Genomic DNA, 14,432 nt, shown 5'->3' on the forward strand with positions numbered 1-14,432 from the left:
TCGAACTGGTGCTTTTTAGCGAACCACGTCCATCTCATCGATGAGGACCTGCGCCCCGTCGACCTTCTCCATCACCCAGAGCATGTAGCGCGAGTCGACATGGATCGAACGGGTTGTGCGCGGGTCAAAGTCCCAGTCGGAATTGACACTCTCAAAGGTGCCATCGAACAAAAGACCAACCAGCTCGCCTTGTGCGTTGAGTGTTGCCGAACCGCTATTCCCGCCCGTCACGTCCAAGTCGGACATGAAGTTCACAGGGACAGAGCCGATGGAATCGAGCGAATAAGCGCCGTAATCCTTGGCAGCAATCAGATCGAGCTGGCTTTGCGGAGAATTGAAGGGCTCTTCTCCGGTGTCCTTTTGTGTGATCCCTTCCAATGTGGTGAATGGCAAATAGGCCAGTCCGTCAAACGGCGAACCGCCCATGACATTACCAAAGGTGATGCGCAGCGTTGAGTTTGCATCGGGGTAGGGTAGGCCGCCTTCTTCACGCTGCCACGTGGTGATCGCTTCCATATATGCAGGGCGCAATGCAAGTGCCCGGCCGGCGCGTTCCTCGCTCGCATCCTCAAGGCCGCGTTCGTACTCATAAAGAGCAACCGCAAGCTTCACGAAGGGGTCTTCGTTTGCCTCGATTGTGGCGGCATCGGCATCCATCATCGCAAGCCGCGTTTCGCCATTGTCCAGCGTTGTTCCATCATAAAAGCCAGAGATAAGCGGGAGAATGTCGCCTGCTTTTGTCTCTGCGGTGATGCCCAATGCCGCGTCGAATACTGCCACGCGTTCTTCAACGGGCTGGGCAAGATAGCCGCCTAGGAACAGTTCCCATTCGGCTTTATCAACGCTTTCGTCATAACGCCGGTCAAGCGCTTGCAGGCCTTGACGAAAGAAGGTCATGTCGCGTTCCTGGTAACCGCTTTCGCGCTGAGCATTGGGAAGCTCGCGCTCTTTCGATAGGCGGTAGAGGCGCTGCGCAGCACCCAAAAGGGCAGGCCGCGTTGTATTGTTGTACCAAAAATTGGTCCGCGCGGCGGTGGCGCTTTCTTGGCTGAGTTCAGTTAGAGCAGCGATCGCTGGCGCATAGTCTGAGCGCGCCTCATCCGCTGCGATCCACTCTGCCAGACCCGCTTCACGTGCCGCGCGGCGGTCCACAAGGCCAACCCGGCGCGCGCCATCAATCTGCCCGCGCAGGTTCTTTTCAAAGTTATTGAGGCCAGCAAGGCGGCTCTCATACTTTACTCGCGCGTCTGAACCTTCAGGCGCGGTGTCCTCAATCGTGTTGATCCAATCGGTGAGGAGACCTTGGAAGGTTGGGTAGGTCCAACCAAAGGTGTTCTCGACCTCGGCAAGCAATGTGTAGCGATTGGTTGAACCTGGGTAACCTGCAACCATCACAAAATCACCATCATCAAGGCCAGCTGCGTTCACTTTAAGGTGATGTTCTGGCGCATACGGCACGTTGGCTTCATCAAAGTCCGCAGCTGAGCCATCGGGCGCTACGTATGCGCGGTAAAACGCAAAGTCGCCCGTGTGGCGTGGCCACTGCCAATTGTCGATATCGCCGCCATATTTGCCGATGCTGTCGGCTGGCGCATAAACCAAACGCACATCGCGCACTTCGAGGCGTTTAATGAGCGTATATTGTGCGCCGCCATAGAAGCTTGCAACGAGACAGCGGAAACCGGCCTCAGCTTCGCATTCGGCGGTGATGTCCTTGCGGCGCTGGTCAATCGCGTCGTAACGCTGTGTCGGCGACATTTCCAAAGTGCCACTGCGAACGCGGTCCGTTACGTCGGTAAGTTCGGTCGTGACGTAGATACGGCTGCCCGGAGCCGCAGGCAGTTCTGCTCCTTTGGTCCCGGCCAAGAAACCATTTTCAAGATAATTGTTTTCAGCTGTCGAGTTGAATTGCACCGATCCGCGCGCGCAGTGATGGTTGGTGACCACAAGGCCCTCTGGTGACACAAAACTTGCCGAACACCCGCCCAGCGAGACAACTGCGCCCATCGGAAAGCCAGTGAGATCGGTCAGATCGCTTGGATCCAATTCAAGGCCTGCTTCTTTAAGCTGATCCGCGATATCGGGCAGTTGTTCAGGCGTGAACATACCTTCCTTAGCGGTAGCAGGAGCTGAAAGGGCGCTGCTTAATAGAAGGACGGCTGAAAGGAGTTTTGTAGCTTTCATGAAGTTACCTCATTTGGGAACAAAGTTGCGTGGCCTCAGTGCTAGGGACAAAGCGGGAAGGTTGCAAATGCGACGCTGATCGAACCAACTTCGAAAATTGCTTCGTGTGCGTCGAACTGCTTGTGATCTTAATGAGATAATATATCATGATCTCAAAATGGCAAATCAACGGAACCTACGATGAACGAGCAGACCTCTCACTTTGCTGGCACCAAATTGCCGGTTACCGTCCTTTCTGGCTTTCTGGGTGCGGGCAAAACCACGCTGCTTAATCACATCCTTTCCAATCGTGAGGGCAAGAGGGTTGCGGTTATCGTCAACGATATGTCTGAGGTGAATATCGACGCGGATCTCGTGCGCGGCGGCGAGGCGGCCTTGTCGCGTTCTGAGGAGCAATTGGTTGAGATGACCAATGGCTGCATCTGCTGCACGCTGCGTGATGATCTTTTGAAAGAGGTCCGCGCGCTTGCCCAGCAGGGGCGCTTTGAACATTTGGTGATTGAAAGCACGGGGATTTCAGAACCACTGCCAGTGGCCGCAACATTCTCTTTCCGTGATGAAGAAGGTGTAAGCCTTGGTGATGTGGCCGACATCGACACAATGGTAACGGTTGTTGATGCTGTGAACCTGCTTGCCGATTATTCATCCGATGATCTGCTTGAACATCGCGGCGAAACGGCGGGCGAGGGCGACGATCGAAGCCTCGTCGCGCTATTGGTTGAACAGATTGAATTTGCCGATGTGGTGATCGTGAACAAGGCGCAGGAGGTGACCCCTGAACAACTTGCCATGGTCAAGAAAGTCGTCGCCTCGCTGAACGCAGGGGCCCGGATCGTTGAGGCGAACTTTGGCAAGGTAGCGCTTGATGATGTGATCGGCACAGGCCTCTACGATGAGGAAGCATCAGAGCAGCACCCACTTTGGCTGAAAGAACTATACGACTTCGATAACCATCGTCCCGAAACCGAGGAATATGGTGTTGAGAGCTTCGTTTACCGCGCACGCGCTCCGTTTGATCCGGCGAAACTCTACGCGTTTTTGACCAGTGACAATCTTGACAAGGTGATCCGCGCCAAAGGCCATTTCTGGACCGCGACTCGCACGGAATATTTGGCCGAATTAGCGATTGCAGGGCGCCAGAAAAGCGTCAGTCGCATGGGCCGGTGGTGGGCTGCGGTGCCTAAGAACCACTGGCCAACCGATGGCACATTTGAAGAGTTCGTTGCTAAGAAATGGGACCCGGTATGGGGCGATAGGCGTCAGGAAATCGTCTTTATCGGGATTGATATGGATGAGGTCAAAATTCGCCGTTCCTTGGATGCGGCTTTAGTCGCTGCTGATGCTTATACACCCGAGGCATGGGAAGGGATGGATGACCCGTTCCCAGCATGGAGCGAGCCCGCCGCCCAATCCGCATAAAGTTGCTTTCAAGAACCGACTTGCAAAGGCTAGCGTGAACCCTCACAGATCGTCGTGACGAGAAGAGAGGGATTTCACATGAGCTTGGCAACACTCACATATTTGACAACCACACAGTTCGGCTTTGGCGCGCTAGAGTTGCTGCCAAAGGAAATGAAGAACGCTGGCATCACCAAGCCCTTTATCGCGACAGACGCGGGGCTAGTGCAGGTTGGAATTGTGGACACGGTCAAAGCGGCGATGGGCTGCGATGCGACCATCTTTGATGAAACACCTGGCAATCCAACCGAAGAGGCAGTCAAAAAGGCGCTCGCCCTATATGAGGCAGAAGGCTGTGATGGGATTATCGCGCTTGGCGGCGGGTCTTCCATGGACCTTGGCAAGGCGGTTGGCCTTCTTGCCGCATCGGGAGGCCCGCTTGAGCAATATGATCCGCTTCAAGGCGGTGCGCGCAATATCAAGGGCATGACGCCGCTGATCGCTGTGCCGACGACATCGGGCACGGGGAGCGAAGTTTCGGTCGGCTTTGTGATCATTCTTGAAGATGGGCGCAAGATGACTTTCGCCAGCCCCCACTTCATTCCCAAAGCCGCGATCTGCGATCCAGAGCTGACTATGGGCCTGCCGCCTATGATGACCGCGGCGACCGGCATGGATGCGATCACCCACTGTATTGAGGCGTTCCTCACGCCAAACGTCAATCCGCCGGCTGAAGGTGTGGCCTTGGATGGCCTGTGGCGCGGAATGCAATATCTGCCCCGCGCGGTGAAGGACGGCTCTGACCGCGATGCGCGCTGGCATATGATGATGTGTTCGACCGAAGGTGCGTTTGCCTTTGTGAAGGGACTTGGCGCGGTTCACGCGATGAGCCACGCGGCGGGCCGTATTAAACGCGTAAATCCGCACCACGGCACACTGAACGCCATATTCCTGCCTGAAGTGCTGCGCTTCAATGAAAGCGAATGCGGCGAGAAATACGTCCGCCTTCGCCAAGCTATGGGGCTTGAACCGGGCGCAGATATTGCTCAGGCGATTGCGGACCTCAACGCTGAAATTGGCATTCCAAGCGGTTTGGCCGAGATGGGAATTGTCGAGGACGATATCGCTGAGATGGTTGAATATTCGCTCAAAGACTTGGCCGCGCGCGGCAACCCACGCCGCGCATCGGCGGAGGATTTTGAGTCTATGATTAGAGCCTCAATGTGAGGCGGGCGGGGCTTTAGGTCAGGCGACCCAAGGCCCCGTAACAGCCAAAGTGCGCGTGGGTGAATAGGCGTTCACGAACATGGTTTTGCCATCGGGCGAGAAACACGCGCCCGCAGGTTCAGTCTGCATGGTCAGGCGTGCCAGTTTATACGGACGGCCATCGGGCGTAATCCCGCGAAGGTGATTGTCGACCACTTCGGTGTATTGGTCTTCGCAAACGACAAGGTGGCCATTGGGTGCGACGCAAAGATTGTCGCCATAATCGAACTGCTCCTTGCTTTCGCTTTCGAAGAACAGTTCAAAACGGTCAGGACCATTGCCGCGGCCGGGAACAAGACGGAAAATCTGGCCCAGTTTCTTGGCTCCGCCGCTGGTGGAACAAAGGTAAAGCTCGCCATCACCCATATGAAGACCTTCACCGCGCGCAATCACCGCAGCACCAGCCGCCGCTGCACGGGTGCGCAGGTCATCCTTTGGCGCTTCGACATCGTCAAGATCGATCCAACGCACAGCAAAGCTGGTGCCCAATGGCATGGTGTTTGCGTCCCAATTGCGTGTGTCGGCGGGACCGTTCTCGATCACCATTGCTTGCAATTTGCCGCCTTGGGCAAGCTTACCCGGAACATTTGGAATAAAACGATAGAAAGCCGATTCGCTCTTATCTTCGGTTTGATAAACATATCCCGTTTCCGGATCGACACAGGCGGCTTCGTGATTGAAGCGGCCCATGGCGCGCAGCGGCACTGGATCAACAAGGCCGGTCGCATCGCCTGGGATTTCGAATGTCCATCCGTGATTGAGGGCTAAGCCGTCGCCATACCGTTGTCCGGGGCCAGTCGGCGCTTCTTCACAGGTCAGCCAGCTGCCCCAAGGTGTCACCCCGCCTGAACAATTGCGGATCGTTCCACCAAGCGTGCGGAACTGCCGCTTTACTTCCAAAGTTTCTGCATCGAGCACGATATTGGTCGTGCCGCCCGGGACAATCTTCCCGTTCCAAGTGCCAAAACCTTTGGCAATGTCGCCGCCCGCATCATCTGTCGGGATCAACTCGTGATTGCGCACCAAAGCTATTTCGCCATTGCCAATGTCGAGGCAGCCCATTCCATCGGCTTTGTTCGGGACCGTGCCGCCATCACTCATCGCATCGCCAAGGCTGGAGACCACGCGATAAGAAAAGCCTTCTGGCAAATCGAGCATGCCATTGGGGTCTTTTACAAGCGGGCCATAGTCAGTGAAGCTGGATGATGCTGCGCCATCGCCATTAGAGGCAGGGCCTGCGCCGCGGGTGGAACATCCACTCGCCACTAGCGCTGCAAAAGCGCTGCTGGTCGCATTAAGGAATTGGCGGCGGTTGCTGCTTGTGATCAGCGTTTGTTTCATGGTCTTACTCATCCCCGAGTTATTGGACATATATGGGCAAGGATGATTGCAATTGCACGAAAATTTGCGACATTTTTCGTGCAAGCGGCTTAGGGTCGGCGCGAACAAACTCTTGACCCAAATGCATCGTCAGCTCGATTGACCTTTGTATTGTGAGGGATCACCGGATTTTCTCTAAAAGCGCGACCGCGCGTATCAGCGTCTGAAAATATGAAGAGCGAACCGGCTGGTAAAACATGCTCGCGACATTCGTAGGACGTGTTGGGGGGTGGCATTTCTTCTCTCGTTACTGCACATGAACCCGATTAGCGATTGACGCTTGCCCACTTGCCTCATAGTGACGCATCGTCTTGCTAATGGATGATACAGTATATCATGGAGCTCACCGTTAAAAGCGATCGTGCCGCTACCGCGCTAAGCGCTTTGTGCATTGTGCATTGCTTAGCCTTGCCTGTGATGGCGGGCTTTATGCCATTTTTATCGGTCGTCGCCGACGCACAGTGGCTACACTGGCTGTTCGCAGGTCTTGCGGCGATCATCTCCATTAGTGTTCCGTTCCGCGATGCCTTGGCACGAACACCGAGTTTTGTGATACCAGTGGGCCTTGGTATTGGCTTTCTTATCGCCGGTCTGTTCGCCGAAACAATCGGTGCGAGCGAAACCATCCTTACCGTAATCGGCGGTCTCTTGGTCGCCTTTGCCCATATTCGCCGCATGGTTGTGCATCGTTGAGCGCCAAATCGAACGCTCGCCCTCCAAGGCTTCTGGTCCTTGGCACCGGCGGCACAATCGCCGGTAGCACGGCGAGCGCAACGGGCGGCTCTTATGCAGCTGGCGGGCTTAGCCTTGAGGTGATGCTCTCAGATTTGGCAGGGCTTGATCTGGCCGCCGAACTCATTGCCAAGCCGGTTGCGCAAATCGGTTCGCAGGATATGGGCTGGGAAGTGTGGGATGCGCTTCACAAGGAAGTTCGCATGGCCCAAGACGATCCGGAAATTGCCGGGATAATCGTTACCCACGGCACCGACACCGCTGAAGAAACGGCCTATTTGCTCGACCTGACATTGGCGGCGGGAAAACCGATAGTATTGGTCGGAGCGATGCGACCTGCGGGTGCGGTCGGAGCCGATGGAATGCGCAATTTTGCCAATGCGGTGCATGTAGCCTCGCACCCAGATGCGAACGGCCGCGGGCCCTTGCTGGTGATGGGTGATACCGTGTTTGCTGCCAAGGATGTGCGTAAAGCGGCCACGTCCAATATTGATGCCTTCAAAGGCTATCCGAGGGGTCCGATTGCGCGCGTGACGCCCTCAAGTCTTGATTGGTTCGGAGGCGCGACGCGCATCGGGGAAGCTGCTCGATATGCATGGCCAGAGGCATTTCCCAGAGTGGCAATCCTAACCGCAGGGGCGGGCATGGATGCTGAGCCGGTAAGGGCGCTGCTCAACATTGGTTGTAAAGGAATTGTGCTGGCTGGATTGGGGCAGGGTAATGCACCGGGGAGCGTTCTAAATGCCCTTAATCAAGCAGTAGAAAATGGCGTTCCCGTTGTCCGGTCATCGCGCGTTGATGAAGGGCTTGTAGATCGTAATGTCGAGGTCGATGACAATGCCTATGGCTTCGTCGCGGCCCGCGCGCTTGGTCCTGCCAAGGCGCGCATTTTGTTGATGGTTTTGATCGCCAATGGCGTGACGGATCTAAACGAGATTCAATCCGCATTTGATCGCGGATAAAGGGTTGCTCGCGGCTTGCACAAAATGGCAGGCCGCGAACACTCTATTCCAATCAACCCCAAGGCGTGACGAGGTATTTTTCGCCCGTTTTCATCTGGCGATAATCAAGGATCGCGTCCTTGGTCAGCATCTCTTCCAGATTGACCTTCGCCTTATAGTTTGACGCAAATGTCGTGCCCAGGTTTTGAAGCACGCGGGTGCGCATACCCACAACCGTTTCCATGCCAGCTTTGGCAAGGAATGGCGTCAGCAGCCAGCCCGCAACGCACCATTGCAGACCGTAAGACGGCGTCAAAATGGTCGGGTTCTGGAGGTCCAGGCGGCCATATTGATACATCTTCTTGTCTTGGTTCGAGCCATAACGAGAGAATTCATCCATTTGGGTGACTGCGACCTGCTCCATCGCTTTCAAGACATGATCGGTGCTCTGACCGCCGCCAATTGGATCAAAGCCAAGGAATGCGCCTGTCTCGCTGATCGCGGTGCGAAGCTGCGCCATGTAATCATCGGCAGATGAGTTCACGACATGGGTCGCGCCTTGTGATTTCAACAGATCCACATGCTCTTGGCGGCGTACGATATTGACAAGTTTCATACCGTCTTCCTGACAGATTTTGTTGAGCATCTGGCCAAGGTTTGACGCGGCGGCCAAGTGAATGATTGCGTCATGGCCTTCCATTTTTGCATTTTCGACAAAGGCAAGCGCTGTCATCGGGTTGACGAAAGAAGACGCGCCAGCCTCCGATGAGTGGTCACCCAAAGGCAGGCACATCATCGCATCGGCAATGGCATATTGGCTGAATGCATGGCCAGGAACGCAGGCGACGCGCTGTCCCATCAACGCTTTGGCCATATCGCCATCGCCGGTTGCGACCACGGTGCCTGCACCTTCGTTGCCAGATTCCAGTCGTTGACCGTGACGGCCGCGTTGACCCGACAAGAATGGCTCAGGCATGTCAGCGACAACCTTGCCCGCTGAATATTCTGCGTTTTCAAAATCAGCAGCGCTGGTGAGAATCGCGAGGTCCGATGGGTTGATCGGGGCCGCTTCCATTTTCACCAGAACTTGATTGCCTGTGGGTTCGGGAAATGTTTGTTCGCTAACTTCGAGGGTGAGCTTGCCTTCTGCTGAAAGCGTCGTGAATAGCTGTTTACCGGTGGTCATTAGTTTCTCTCCAATTGGAATTACTTGTCTGATTTTTCCGAATGTCTTTGGGGGTGCTCTCTGGGCCAAAGCTCAAGTAAAGTGGCCATGATTGCCCAAACGGCGAGTGTTGGCTGCAACTTGGGAACCTTGGTCAGCGAGAACCAATCCTCTGCCAATTGAGGCAAGAAGAAGATCGCGAGCGCCGTCGATATGACGCTGAATAGGGTGTATTCGCTCAATGCGATGGATTGGATCATCATCACGATCAGAGCGCTGAGTGCGAGCAGGGCAACGAAGTCGAAAATTGGCAGGTTTTCACCGCCGACAAGCACGAAGCCCAGAACCGCGCCAAATACGATGTTGAGAGCGTTGAGACCTGCACGATAGTCGCCGTCAGCCATCTTCGAACCGGCCGGAAATCTAAACCACTTGGCCATTACTTACGCGTCCTCATCCGGATAAATAGCTTCAACAAAGTAGAGCCCTTGGGGCGGCGCGTTAAGTCCTAATTTGCTACGGTCTTTTGCCGCTAGGGCTTCTGCGATTTTCCCCTCTTCCCAAGTGCCCTGACCCACCAATTTAAGGCATCCGACCATGCTGCGAACCTGATGATGGAGGAAGCTTCTTGCCTCAGCATAGATTCGCAATTCATCGCCTAATTCGGTTTGGGCTCGCTCCACATCCAGCCGGTCCAAGGTCTTCACCGGGTCCCTCGATTGGCAGTGCGCCGAGCGGAAGGTGGTGAAGTCATGCAGCCCCACAAGGCTTTGCGCGGCTCGGTGCATGGCTTCGTGGTCGAGGGGCTGCGCGACATGCCACACTTGGTTCTTGGCAAAGGTCAGCGGCGCACGGCGGTTGCAAATGCGATAGACATATCGCCGTTCCACACAGCTAAACCGCGCATGCCAATCATCGGGCACGATCTGGCAATCAAGGATCGCAATGGGGTCAGGGCGAAGATGGGCATTGATCGCTTCGGAGAGGCGAAACGGGTCGATGTCTTTGTCTAGATCAACATGGGACCGCATGCCGAGCGCGTGCACCCCTGCATCGGTGCGCCCGGCGCTGTGCAAAGTGATGTCCTCACCCGTGATCCTGTGCAGCGCATCCTCGATCGACTGCTGCACTGATGGTCCATGCTTCTGCCGCTGGAGTCCCTGAAAAGGCGTCCCGTCAAATTCTATGGTGAGCGCGAAACGGGTCACTTAAGGATCGTCCCCGGTTGAGCTGGCCGCCCGCGCAAGAACTCTTCCCTGTCCATCGCCGGTTTGCCAGCGCGTTGAAGCCGAAGCGGGCGGATTGCGCCTGACCCGCAAGCCACGGTGAAATCTGCGTCCAGCACTTCGCCGGGAGTACCTGACCCTTCAGCCTCTTCCGCCAAAAGCAACTTCACCCGCTCGCATTCTCCGTTTCTGGCCAATTCAAACCAAGCGCCGGGGAAGGGGGCAAGCCCTGCCACATGGCGCACCAGTTCGCTTGCAGGGCGCGACCAATCCATGCGCGCCTCGGTCTTGTCGATCTTTGCTGCATGGGTGGTGAGGGCATCGTCTTGCGCGATGGGGGGATAGGCGTCGAGGTCGCTCAATACCTTCACCATCGCCGCTGCGCCCATGGTGCCAAGCTCGGCAAACATCTCGCCAGTGGTCTTTGACCCAATCGGCGTGCGCACAATATGCCGCATGGGTCCGGTATCGAGCCCTGCTTCCATCTGCATAATGGTGACGCCCGTTTCCTCATCGCCTGCCATAATCGCGCGGTGAATGGGCGCAGCGCCTCTCCACCGCGGCAGGATCGAGGCGTGGATATTGAGGCAGCCATGCGTGGGCGCATCCAGCACATCCTGCGGCAGGATCAGGCCATATGCCGCCACCACGGCAATATCGGCATCCAGCGCCGCAAACTCGGCCTTAGCTTCTTCCCCGCGCAGTGATTTGGGATGGCGAACCTCAAACTCCAGCTCCTCAGCCTTGGCTTGAACTGGCGACGCGCGCAGTTTTTTGCCCCGGCCAGAACGGCTGGGCGGCTGGGTGTAGACACAGGCAATTTTGTGGCCCGCATCATGGAGCGCGACCAAAGCAGGCACCGCAAAATCGGGCGTTCCCATAAAAACTATGCGCATAAGGGTACCGGCAAACCTTTGTGAATTGACGCATTCGCCCTATCTCTCCCTACATGGCATCGCAAGAGATCGAAGCATTATCCAGCGCACTTGCGCGTCTGCCGGGGCTTGGCCCCCGCAGCGCGAGGCGCGCTGTGCTGTGGCTGGTTAAGAACCGTGAGCGCGCTTTGCCCGACTTGCTTGAGGCTTTGGACGGGGTCTCGCAAACTCTGATTGAATGCGACACCTGCGGCAATGTCGACACCGTCAACCCTTGCGGTATCTGCGCCGACCCGCGCCGTGATGCGAAAGCCCTGTGTGTGGTCGAAGATGTCGCCGATGTTTGGGCTTTGGATCGGGCGCGCCTGTTCCAAGGGTGTTATCACGTGCTGGGCGGCAAGCTGTCTGCATTGGACGGCATTGGCCCAGAAGACCTCAACATTACGAGCTTGCTAGAACGCGTTTCAGTGGGTGAGGTCGATGAGGTCGTGCTCGCCATGAACGCGACGCTGGAGGGGCAAACCACGGCCCACTACCTCGCCGAACGGCTGGAAAAGCACAAAGTTCGCATCACTCAATTGGCCCACGGCCTACCTGTGGGGGGTGAATTGGATTACCTAGATGAGGGCACTTTGGCGCAGGCGCTTCGAGCGAGGCGACCTGTGAGTTAACACCGCAATCAATTGCAAATGGAAAAGACGATATGACACAGACAATCAATCCTTTCATGAAGGTCGTTCAAGCTATTGAAGCGAAAGGGCATAACGCAGCGGTCTTCTTGCGTGGAAACACCAATTTTATGATTGCCAGCGCCGCCTATGATCCGGAATTGCCGGGCCTGTGGGTCTGCCAAGGCACAAAGGGCCATACCATTACGCTGGAAGAGGCGTCCGTGACTTCGGTGGTGGAACACGAATCCTAACCTTAGAAGGTTAACCGCAACGGTTCGATCACCTTGATCGAACCGTTGCGCTTGCAGTTACCTCATAGCCGCCCTAAATCGCCCCCATGGCTATCCGCGAAATCATCGAAGTGCCGGACCCCCGGCTCAAACTTGTGTCTGAGCCCGTTAAACCGGAAGAGTTCAACGACGAGCTAAAGCAGCTCGCCGACGACATGTTAGAGACCATGTACGACGCCCCCGGCATTGGCTTGGCGGCGATCCAAGTCGCGGTGCCCAAGCGCCTACTCGTCATCGACCTGCAAATGCCCGACGAAGCGGCCGACCCTATCGAGGACGAAGATGGCAACGAGCATCAACCGGTTATCAACGACCCGCGCGTCTTCGTGAACCCGGTCATCACGCCTGAGACAGACGAGTTCTCGACCTTCCAAGAAGGCTGCCTGTCCCTGCCAGAGGTCTTTGCCGATGTGGATCGCCCCGCATCATGCACGGTCAAATATCAGGACTTGGAGGGGGCCCACCACGAAGAAAACATGACCGGCATGTGGGCGACCGTTATCCAGCATGAGATGGACCACTTGGAAGGCATTGTTTTCATCGACCACCTCTCGCGGTTAAAGCGCAATATGATGCTGAAGAAGCTGAAGAAGATCAGGGCTGCGGCGTAGGCGTTTTCGTTTTCCGCTCCCCCATCCGGGTGAGCATCCTCGCTAGATGGGCAGGCAAGCTGCCCCCGCTGCGGGCGGGCCGTCGCCCTCGCGGCGCGCAGCGCCGTTCTTTCGCATCCATATCCCCATTCGTCATCCCGGATTTGATCCGGGGTGCAGCTTTCTCGGGGATATCCAACAAAGCACTGGTGTTCCGTATTTGTTCCATGCTATAATGAGGCATGGAAAATCCGATTCTTCTCATCATCACTTTGGTCCTTGGCCTCGCACTCGGCGGCGGAGCGGCTTGGTTCTTTGCCTCGCGGCCCGTTACCGAATTGCGAGATCGACTTGCGTCAAGCGAAGACGAAACGAAGGCTCTGGATGAGAAATTCCGCCGCGCGGCGGCGGAGCTTGCGGCTATGTCTGAACGGGCGGGGCGTGCGGATGAATTGGGCGATGAGTTAGCAAAAGCAAACGAAGAACGCGCCGCATTGGCTCAACGTTTGGCCGCGGAAGAAAGCGGCAAGCAGGAACGCGAAAAGGCCTTTGAAGAGCAGAAACGCGTTCTAGGCCAAGCGCGCGAGGAAATGACCAATCAGTTTAAGGCTGCGGGCGCAGAGGTCCTACGCCAGAACCAAGAAGCATTTTTGCGCCGCGCAGAAGAGCGCTTCAAACAATCTGAAGAAACCGGTGAGGCCAAGATCAAGGCTCTGCTGACACCCGTTGGCGAAAAGCTTGCCTCTTATGAAAAGCAGGTTTCCGATCTTGAGGCCAAGCGCACCGATGCCTTTGGCCAATTGCAGGGCCTTATCCAATCCATGCGCGAGGGTCAGGAAGAGGTCCGGCGCGAGGCGCAGCGTTTGGGCAATTCCCTCACCAACGCACCCAAAGCGCGCGGGCGTTGGGGGGAGAGGGCTTTGCAAAACCTGCTCGAACAATGCGGGCTGGCTGAGCATACAGACTTTATGATGGAGCATTCGGTTGAGACCGAAGAGGGGCGGCTTCGCCCTGATGCGATCATCAATGTACCGGGGCAAAAGAAGCTGGTGATCGATTCCAAAGTTTCGCTCAACGCATATCAGGCCGCATTCGAGGCCGATGATGACGACACGCGCAAACGAGAATTAGACGCGCACGCGAAGTCTATGCGTAATCACGTCCAAACTCTGGGCGCGAAAAGCTATCAAAGCCAATTTGAAGAAGCGCCCGATTACGTCATCATGTTCATCCCCGGTGAACATTTTGTGACCGCTGCGTTGGACGCTGATCCGACCTTGTGGGATTTTGCATTTGAACGCCGGGTGTTGCTCGCAACACCAACCAATCTGGTGGCGATTGCCCGCACGGTCGCACAGGTCTGGCGTCAAGACGGCTTGGCACAAGAAGCGCAGGAAATCGGCCGCATGGGGGCAGAATTGTATGATCGGTTGCGAGTGGCAGGTGAACACCTCAAGCGCGTGGGCGGCGGGCTCGATAGCGCAGTGAAAAATTATAACAAGTTCGTCGGCAGCTTTGAGCGCAATGTTCTATCGTCTGGCAAGCGCTTGGCGGAAAAAGGCATTGAGATCGGCAAAAGCGAAATCGAAGATGTGCCGCTGGTCGAAAGCACTCCGAATTACAACGCAGCCGATGCGGCAGAGGCAGAAGTTGAGAACGACGAGCAATCCGCATTTCCAGCACTAGAGGAAAAGCCAGAGGCGGCGCAGTAAGC

Annotated in this window: 14 protein-coding genes; 8 read left to right on the forward strand and 6 right to left on the reverse strand. The window is 56.2% G+C overall.

The genetic code is table 11. The annotated features are described in order from the left end of the window. Positions 1-15: 15 nt before the first annotated feature. Positions 16-2,184, reverse strand: a complete 2,169-nt coding sequence (locus ABJ205_RS04840) for a S46 family peptidase (RefSeq protein ID WP_348160516.1) — start codon at positions 2,182-2,184, stop codon at positions 16-18. 180 nt (positions 2,185-2,364) lie between these two features. Between ABJ205_RS04840 and ABJ205_RS04845 the strand changes: the two genes are divergently transcribed. Together ABJ205_RS04845 and ABJ205_RS04850 are read left to right on the forward strand one after the other, a co-directional pair. Continuing rightward, on the forward strand, positions 2,365-3,603 hold the full coding sequence (locus ABJ205_RS04845; RefSeq protein WP_348160514.1) for a GTP-binding protein: 1,239 nt from the start codon (positions 2,365-2,367) through the stop codon (positions 3,601-3,603). A gap of 78 nt (positions 3,604-3,681) precedes the next feature. Then, entirely contained in the window at positions 3,682-4,809 is a 1,128-nt protein-coding gene (locus ABJ205_RS04850; protein ID WP_348160512.1) for an iron-containing alcohol dehydrogenase, read from the forward strand. Between the two features lie 18 nt (positions 4,810-4,827). Here ABJ205_RS04850 and ABJ205_RS04855 read toward each other — a convergent pair whose 3' ends face one another. Next, a complete protein-coding gene (locus tag ABJ205_RS04855; RefSeq protein ID WP_348160511.1) occupies positions 4,828-6,189 on the reverse strand; it encodes an alkaline phosphatase PhoX in 1,362 nt (453 codons plus the stop codon). A 375-nt stretch (positions 6,190-6,564) separates the two neighbouring features. Between ABJ205_RS04855 and ABJ205_RS04860 the strand changes: the two genes are divergently transcribed. Together ABJ205_RS04860 and ABJ205_RS04865 are read left to right on the forward strand one after the other, a co-directional pair. Further along, complete coding sequence (locus ABJ205_RS04860) at positions 6,565-6,921, forward strand: MerC domain-containing protein (protein ID WP_348510013.1); 357 nt, start codon at positions 6,565-6,567, stop codon at positions 6,919-6,921. Further along, positions 6,918-7,922 carry an asparaginase gene (locus ABJ205_RS04865; RefSeq protein WP_348160507.1) on the forward strand — a complete coding sequence of 335 codons (1,005 nt, stop codon included), beginning with the start codon at positions 6,918-6,920 and terminating at the stop codon, positions 7,920-7,922. Before ABJ205_RS04860 ends, ABJ205_RS04865 begins: the two co-directional genes overlap by 4 nt. A gap of 52 nt (positions 7,923-7,974) precedes the next feature. Here the strand turns inward: ABJ205_RS04865 and ABJ205_RS04870 are convergent, their stop codons facing one another. The 4 genes from ABJ205_RS04870 to fmt are packed head-to-tail and all read right to left on the reverse strand — an operon-like array spanning position 7,975 to position 11,188. Next, positions 7,975-9,087: a zinc-binding dehydrogenase gene (locus ABJ205_RS04870; protein ID WP_348160506.1), complete on the reverse strand. Its 1,113-nt coding sequence runs from the start codon at positions 9,085-9,087 to the stop codon at positions 7,975-7,977. Positions 9,088-9,107: 20 nt separating this feature from the next. Then, positions 9,108-9,506 carry a hypothetical protein gene (locus ABJ205_RS04875; RefSeq protein WP_348160505.1) on the reverse strand — a complete coding sequence of 133 codons (399 nt, stop codon included), beginning with the start codon at positions 9,504-9,506 and terminating at the stop codon, positions 9,108-9,110. Positions 9,507-9,509: 3 nt separating this feature from the next. Further along, entirely contained in the window at positions 9,510-10,274 is a 765-nt protein-coding gene (gene truA / locus ABJ205_RS04880) for a tRNA pseudouridine(38-40) synthase TruA (protein ID WP_348160504.1), read from the reverse strand. Next, entirely contained in the window at positions 10,271-11,188 is a 918-nt protein-coding gene (gene fmt, locus ABJ205_RS04885; RefSeq protein WP_348160503.1) for a methionyl-tRNA formyltransferase, read from the reverse strand. Before fmt ends, truA begins: the two co-directional genes overlap by 4 nt. A 53-nt stretch (positions 11,189-11,241) precedes the next feature. Here fmt and recR point away from each other — a divergent pair, with 53 nt between their 5' ends. The 4 genes from recR to rmuC all read left to right on the forward strand — a co-directional run bounded on the left by recR (position 11,242) and on the right by rmuC (position 14,430). Then, positions 11,242-11,838, forward strand: a complete 597-nt coding sequence (gene recR, locus ABJ205_RS04890; protein ID WP_348160500.1) for a recombination mediator RecR — start codon at positions 11,242-11,244, stop codon at positions 11,836-11,838. 32 nt (positions 11,839-11,870) lie between these two features. Beyond that, entirely contained in the window at positions 11,871-12,089 is a 219-nt protein-coding gene (locus ABJ205_RS04895; protein ID WP_348160499.1) for a hypothetical protein, read from the forward strand. An 86-nt stretch (positions 12,090-12,175) separates the two neighbouring features. Further along, entirely contained in the window at positions 12,176-12,739 is a 564-nt protein-coding gene (gene def / locus ABJ205_RS04900; RefSeq protein ID WP_348160498.1) for a peptide deformylase, read from the forward strand. A 221-nt stretch (positions 12,740-12,960) separates the two neighbouring features. Continuing rightward, positions 12,961-14,430 carry a DNA recombination protein RmuC gene (gene rmuC / locus ABJ205_RS04905; protein ID WP_348160497.1) on the forward strand — a complete coding sequence of 490 codons (1,470 nt, stop codon included), beginning with the start codon at positions 12,961-12,963 and terminating at the stop codon, positions 14,428-14,430. The last annotated feature ends 2 nt before the right edge of the window (positions 14,431-14,432 follow it).

The organism is Erythrobacter sp., from assembly GCF_039988855.1.
GTDB lineage: Bacteria > Pseudomonadota > Alphaproteobacteria > Sphingomonadales > Sphingomonadaceae > Erythrobacter.